6 protein-coding genes are annotated in these 6,843 nt (G+C 40.4%); 1 reads left to right on the top strand and 5 read right to left on the bottom strand.

Going from position 1 to position 6,843, the window contains the following annotated elements:
* Window positions 1-83: 83 nt before the first annotated feature.
* From rbfA to QZ576_RS22220, 5 genes are read right to left on the bottom strand one after another with little or no spacing between them, the layout of a single operon-like run.
* Entirely contained in the window at window positions 84-428 is a 345-nt protein-coding gene (gene rbfA, locus QZ576_RS22240; protein WP_297101721.1) for a 30S ribosome-binding factor RbfA, read from the bottom strand.
* Between the two features lie 55 nt (window positions 429-483).
* On the bottom strand, window positions 484-2,004 hold the full coding sequence (locus QZ576_RS22235; protein ID WP_297101720.1) for an STN and carboxypeptidase regulatory-like domain-containing protein: 1,521 nt from the start codon (window positions 2,002-2,004) through the stop codon (window positions 484-486).
* On the bottom strand, window positions 2,004-3,572 hold the full coding sequence (locus QZ576_RS22230; RefSeq protein WP_297101718.1) for an aspartyl protease family protein: 1,569 nt from the start codon (window positions 3,570-3,572) through the stop codon (window positions 2,004-2,006). The genes QZ576_RS22235 and QZ576_RS22230 overlap by 1 nt, the downstream gene beginning before the upstream one ends.
* Window positions 3,573-3,584: 12 nt before the next feature.
* A complete protein-coding gene (locus QZ576_RS22225) occupies window positions 3,585-4,628 on the bottom strand; it encodes a FecR family protein (RefSeq protein WP_297101716.1) in 1,044 nt (347 codons plus the stop codon).
* Window positions 4,629-4,671: 43 nt separating this feature from the next.
* A complete protein-coding gene (locus tag QZ576_RS22220) occupies window positions 4,672-5,253 on the bottom strand; it encodes an RNA polymerase sigma-70 factor (protein ID WP_297101714.1) in 582 nt (193 codons plus the stop codon).
* A gap of 144 nt (window positions 5,254-5,397) precedes the next feature.
* On the opposite strand from QZ576_RS22220, the gene QZ576_RS22215 reads away from it, so the two are divergent.
* On the top strand, window positions 5,398-6,777 hold the full coding sequence (locus QZ576_RS22215) for an MFS transporter (RefSeq protein ID WP_297101712.1): 1,380 nt from the start codon (window positions 5,398-5,400) through the stop codon (window positions 6,775-6,777).
* The last annotated feature ends 66 nt before the right edge of the window (window positions 6,778-6,843 follow it).

Genomic DNA, 6,843 nt, shown 5'->3' with positions numbered 1-6,843 from the left:
TTTCGAGAACAGATAACGTTTTGCTATGAAAAATGGTAAGTTCAAACGCCGGTGTTTTGTTTGAGAACGAAAAGTTTCGGAAACTATTTTTTCAGCAGGCTATCAATATTGTCGATATAATCCAGGCTGTCGTCAATATAGAATTCCAGATCAGGAATTACACGCAGGCTTTTTCCGGTTTTCCGGCCCAGTTCGCCACGTAGCTGTTTGCTTGAAAGTTTGATTTCTTCCAAAATATCGTTGGCAAATTCCGAGGGAAAAATACTGAGGTGAATGCGCGCAATGGATAGATCTTTTGTAATGCGCACTCCGGTAACGCTAAGCAATTTACCCGGAAAACGTTCTTTGTTTACTTTTAATAGGATTTCGGCCATTTCGCGTTGAATGAGCCTCGAGATTTTATTCTGTCTTGTGCTGTATTGTTCCATTGTTACTGATTATAAGTTACAAAATTACGCAAAAACCTTGGAATAGTGGCAGAAATCAATGAAACAGCGATTCTTTAAAAGCATTTCGCAGGCTTTCGTTGGGTTTAATGATGTTGTAGTTTTCCCAGAATTTTTCGTCGTAGGCACCCAAAACCTCCACAAAAATGTCGTTGCGGCTAAAGCGTTCGTCTTTGTTGAAACGTTTTAAATCGGTGGGCTGAATATTGGTGATCAGCAAATCGGAAACACTGTGAAATTCGGAGTTTATGCGGTCTCGTTTGCTTCGCACTTTAAATTTAACCGATGCTTTTGCCGAAGCCAGATGCCATTTTCCCTGGTATTGCCGGTAATTTACCTGGTAGTGCACGTAGGTTGGCCGCGCTTTAACTTTGCGTGGTTTCTTTTTAATCATGATCTCCTCGGCCTGTTTTAACCCCGCTTTATTTAAATGGTAATTGGCATGAACGAGCGCAAATGTTTCACGATGAACATACATTTCGCCTTCAAAAGGCGGATAAAATTCGCCGGATTGAGGTTGAAATTTTACCACATAAACCGGTTGATTTTCGTACCAGATTACATCGCTGATCTGATAATCATACACGTGCTCGTATTCCGGATTGATAAAGGTTTCAACGGTTTTTACGGCATCCAGCTCGGTAATGGTAAACGGCCCCCCCATCAGTTTAAAATTCAGCCATTTAAAAGATTGTACATCGCGGCTTTTTCGCCCTTTTAACAAGCGAACCAAATCGCCACGAGAAGTTCCGATATAAGGTGCTTTTAACACTTCCATTACCGCCTCTGAAACACTTATATAATTTTTATCCTGTTTAACAGTTTCGCGATAAAAGGCGGTCATGAGTTTGGTTGATGGTGTGTAATTTTTTTCATAGTTCGCCCGCATATTTTTCAGTAGTTTTTCGGGCGTGATTGCCGTAACTTTTATCTCCTTAATTTTAATTGAAGCGGGTTCGAGGATAAAAAGATCTTCGTCGAGCAACTGGTTGGCCGGCAATTGTTTTTGCTCGTACCCCATGCACGAAATTACGATGGAATCGCGGATAAACGAAGGATGAACTTTCAGCAGAAACTCGCCATCGGTATTGCTGATGGTACCAATTGGTTTATCTAAAACAGAAACCGATGCAAATTCAACTGGCCTTCCTTTTCGGCTTTCAATTAATTTACCCGACAGGAAAAAGTACTTTACCGGCACCGAATCCTGTTTAGTTGTGAACTCGCTAATGTCCGATTTTCGGGTAATAATAACCTGGTTTTGCAATTCGCTAAAACGATATTGAGTGGTATCGAGCAAAGTATTCAGAATGGTGTACAGCGACTTATCCTGCGCCGAAATACTTACTTTTTGTGCGGGATTGAAAATGGTGGCATCGTACGAAAAAAATACATTAGCCTGCCAGCTGATCTGTTCTAAAACAAAATCGAGCGACTGATCGGTTTGAAAAATGCTAATGCGGCGCTCGAAAATAGAGCCATCCTGTTGCTGGCCTTTTGTAGCAAAAGATAACAACAGGATGGTAGATAATATGATCAGCTGTTTTACCGGCTTCATTAAAACATCTTTTTCAGATAAAAGGAAGTTTTAAATTCTTCTCCGTCTCGTAATACAGTGAGTTTAATTTTTTTGTCTTCGCGGCTTTGAAGCAACAGGTTAATATCATTCAACTCCAACGACTGGTGATTACTGCTGTTTATACGAATAATCTGGTCGTTTTCCTGCAGCCCGGCAATGTGTGCGGGCGAATTTTCGCGGATATCGGCAATGGTGAAAATGGGTAATCCGGGCATCGGATTGGTAACCTCCATTCCACTCATATTGTAATTAAAGTCTTCCTTAATTTTATGATTCGGGCGCAATGTTAATCGGTTATTCCGGTAATCGATCGTCACATAAAAACGCCTTAAAATTTCTGCGCCAATGGTTCCGTTTCTGCCGTTTACCGAAATCAGGCTGTCGATGTGTTTCGAATTCGGAAAGGCTACAATTGGTTTTGTCAATAGCAGCGGCCCAACCCAAATGGCATCAATACGTCCTTTTGTTCCGTACAGGTCGCCATTTAAACCACGGCCCAAAAATGTTTCAACATGTTGCTGTGGCAGATTGATACGTTCGTCTGAATTTTCAGACAACCACAATGCATCGCTGGCACCGGTGTCGACCAACAATTTCACCGGAACTTCTTTCATGTCGTCGGTAACAATTGTGGTGCGCACAAAGGGTTTATTTCCATCAAAATGCAAAGGCATAATAATGTCTTTTCGGCGGTCGCGGTACTTGAAATATTCAGGTTTGTACAATGTCAGTTTTTCATTCAGGTAATCAACTTTTACAATGTAATCTTTAAACAAGTTAAAGCCGATCAATCCGTGAACCGGAATTCCGAGCATGTGCGAAATCTGAAAGTTTTCGTCGATGATCATTTGCACTTCCTGGTTACGCGCTGTTAATCCGTCGATGTGCATAACGTTGTTTCCCGAACGATAAGCTGTTAACGATTCTCCTTCGCCAAGTCCTTTTACTTTAACCGGCATCATGTAGTTCAAATTCAGCTTGTTAATAAACGGAAGTTCAGTAATTATCGGGTAACGAACGCCGGTGTCGAGAATAAAATTCAAGGTATCCGAATCGTTAATATTCACCGGAATGATAATTAAGTTACTTGCCGATTTAAAGTTGATCGTGATCTGTTTCGAATGTGGATTATCGAACAGAAAACCACGGTTGGTACTGGCAAATTGTTGCGTAGCATTTTCGTATTCCATACTCTCGTCGATAGGAACGTAATCGCGCACTACCAGCAGATTGTCTTCAATTTCAAAAAGCAGGTAGAAATCTTTCATCAGTTTATCGAGCACATATTTTATAGGCTTATTTGATACGTTTAAACTGATTTTTTTGTCGGCAACAATGTCGGCGTTGTACGAGTAGTCGATGTCCAGGTATTTACAGATCTTCTCAATAACATCCGAAAGTGGCTCGTCTTCAGCATAAATACTAATGTTTTGATCGAGCGCCTGGCTCTTTGTCTCCTGGGCAAAACTGGTGTTAGGTACCACTAACAAAGCCAGCAAGGCCATCAGGACGATAAGTTTTATTTTATTCCATTTTATTGGTTTCATGACTTTAAAGCTTTACTGTTTGTTTGTACGGCTCGTTAAAGTGTAATGTTTGCCTTCAACCGATAAATCCAGATCAAATGTGAGCCGAATTACATTTAAAACGAAATCAACCGGTTTCTGATCGAAATGACCTTCGTATAAGAGGTCGTTTAGCTCCGGTTCCATCACGTCGATATCAATGTGGTAAGCTTTTTCAAGACAATCCACCACTTCGTGTAACGGAACAGTGTTGAAAATGAGGTCGTGTGTTTTCCAGGCCAGGAAATTCGGATCGCTGTTCACTGTTTTCATCAGTTCGCGGTTTGATATGTGCAGCGTTCCTTTTTCGCCGGGAGACAAAAATACCTCGCGGCTTTCCAGTTCAGGATTTTCGTTTTTACTGATTACCTGAACTTTACCTGTTTCAACAATAACCTCAACAGTTTCTGCGTCCGGGTATGCACTAACGTTAAAAGAGGTACCTAAAACTTTAACCTGTGCATTGCCGGCATTTATTACAAACGGTTTTTCGGGATTACGCTGAACATCGAAAAATGCTTCGCCAATGATGGTAACTTCGCGGGTGTCGCCTTTAAACTTTTTCGGAAACAGCAGTTTCGAGTCGTTGTTTAAAGTAACCACCGAACCATCGGGTAAAACATATTCGTTCAGCACCTGATCTTTGGCCGAGATCGTTTCGCTGTAATAAGCCTTGTCCGGGTTGCGGAAACCAAGGTAATATGCAACTGAACCCAATAAAAGTGCGATAACAACTATTGCAGCATATTTGTAAAATTGTGCAATAACCTCCTTCCTTGTTTTTTGTAGCTGAATAGATCGAACTTTAGCAGGGCGTAATTGTGTATGAACATTTTTCCAGGCCGTTTCGTTATCGAATTTTTTTGCCTGGTAGTAGGAATCTACTTTGTTGAGCATGTTTTTATACTGCTCAAACTCTTCCCGGTTCTTATCAGATTGATTGATCCAGGTCTCCACCTCTTCATTTTCTTGCAAACTGGTTTCGTTATTCAAATATTTGGTAACCAGTTCCCAATCAAAATTTTCTATGTTCTCCATTTTTCCCATCTCGTTTAAATGACAATACACAAGTAATTTACCCCTAACTATTTTTTGCCCTGCTAACAAAAAAGTAGAAGATAAAGGTGTTATATTTTTTTAATTTGTCTCGTAATGATTTGATTGCGAGGCTCATTTGCGCCTCAACCGTTTTTATTGAAATATTTAATTTTTCAGCAATTTCGCGGTATTTTAATCCTTCTTCGCGGCTCAATCTGAATATTTCACGGCGTTTTTCAGGCAGCTCTTCAATGCTTTTGGCAATGTCGGCAGCCAGGTCAACTTCAATATAATCGTTGTTAAAACTGTTTGTCTCCGATTCGGCAATCACTTTTTGAGCATGCTGAAATTTTATATTATTATGTTTGATATGGTTCAGGCAAAGGTTTTTTACCGAGCGAAAGAGGTAGTTTTTTAGCGACGACTCCACAGAAAGGTCGGCCCGGCGTTCCCAGAATTTCACAAAAAAATCCTGTACGATTTCCTCCGCAGCCACATCGTTGTCAATTATTTTGATAGCGAAGTTACACAAGTATGCGTAGTACAATTTAAACAGCCTTTCAAAAGCTATCTCATCGCCCTGCTGAATATTTTCGAATAGTTTATTTTCTTCGAATGAGTTCATGTACAATTAGTTCTAACGGTAGTTGCTAAGGTATGAAAAAGAAATACTTTGCAAAAGATTGAAATTATGTTTAAGAAATTTATGTCATTTTGTGCTTTCGATTAAGCTGCTATTTTTGTTGACCTTAATTATCATATAACTAGAATGAAAAAGAAACAAAAAGTAAGTTTCCCGAAGGCTTTCTGGGTAGCTAACGCAGTCGAGTTATTAGAGCGCGCTGCATATTATGGAGTGTTTATCGTTATCACACTTTATTTGTCGCGAATTTTAGGATTTAACGATTTTCAGGCAGCAATGTTGGCCGGATCGTTTTCGGCAGGACTGTATTTTTTACCAACATTTGCCGGTGCAGTAGCCGATAAAATAGGCTTTAAAAAATCATTGCTGATCGCTTTTTCATTACTTTCCATTGGTTATTTTTCGATGGGTGTACTGCCAACTATGCTCGAATCGTCGGGACTGGTAGAATACACCAAAACCACCCAATTTAACGGACTTCGCGAGAGTAATTTGAAATGGATTATCGTTCCGATTATGATCGTAATTATGATTGGAGGATCGTTCATAAAATCGTGTATTACCGGAACCGTAGCCCGCGAAACAACCAAAGAAACGCGTGCACAGGGCTACTCTATTTTTTATATGATGGTAAATATTGGTGCTTTCTCGGGCAAAACCATTGTAAAACCATTGCGTGATGCCATGGGTAACGAAGGATTGGTTACATTGAATTACTTTGCCGGAGGAATAACACTTTTGGCTGTAATTTTGGTGGCCCTTTTTTACAAAGCAAGCCGCTCACACGAAGAGTCGAAAAGTTTCTCACAGATTTTCGATGCATTGGTAAAAGTGCTTGGCAATGCACGTTTAATAATACTTATCATCATTATCACCGGCTTTTGGATGGTGCAGCACCAGTTGTATGCAACCATGCCAAAATACGTATTACGATTAGCGGGAGAAGGCAGTGCCATTTCGTGGTTTGCCAATGTAAATCCACTGGTGGTTTTCCTTACTGTTGGTTTTGTAACACAAATGATGCGCAATAAAACTTCGCTGTTCTCCATGACTGTGGGGATGTTTATAATGCCTGTTTCGGCACTGTGTATGGCCTCTGGGCATTTAATGGGCAGCGAACCTATTTTAGGACTTCACCCAGTTGCTTTTATGATGATTGTGGGTATTGTTTTCCAGGGGCTGGCCGAAACGTTTATTTCGCCGCGCTACCTGGAGTATTTCTCGCTACAGGCACCAAAAGGTGAAGAGGGCTTGTATCTTGGATTTAGCCATTTGCATTCGTTCCTGTCTTCTATTCTTGGTTTTGGCCTTTCGGGCTGGTTACTTACCAAATATTGTCCCGATCCACTACTGTTTGATACACATGCCGAGTGGGAAGCCGCCTCGGTAAATGCACATTATATCTGGTTTTATTTTGTAGGAATTGCTTCTGTTTCAGCGATTTCGTTAATTATATACGGAAAAGTGGTAAAATACATCGACCGTAAAAAGCAATTTTTGAATTAATATTTTGCTGATTCGGGTTAAATAATTAGTTTTGCACACCAATTTTCCACAAAGGAAGTTTGCCCG

It is taken from the genome of uncultured Draconibacterium sp., from assembly GCF_913060805.1.
Taxonomy (GTDB): domain Bacteria; phylum Bacteroidota; class Bacteroidia; order Bacteroidales; family Prolixibacteraceae; genus Draconibacterium.
Note: the sequence above shows the minus strand (reverse complement) of the source record. Positions and strands in the feature narration are given on the sequence as shown.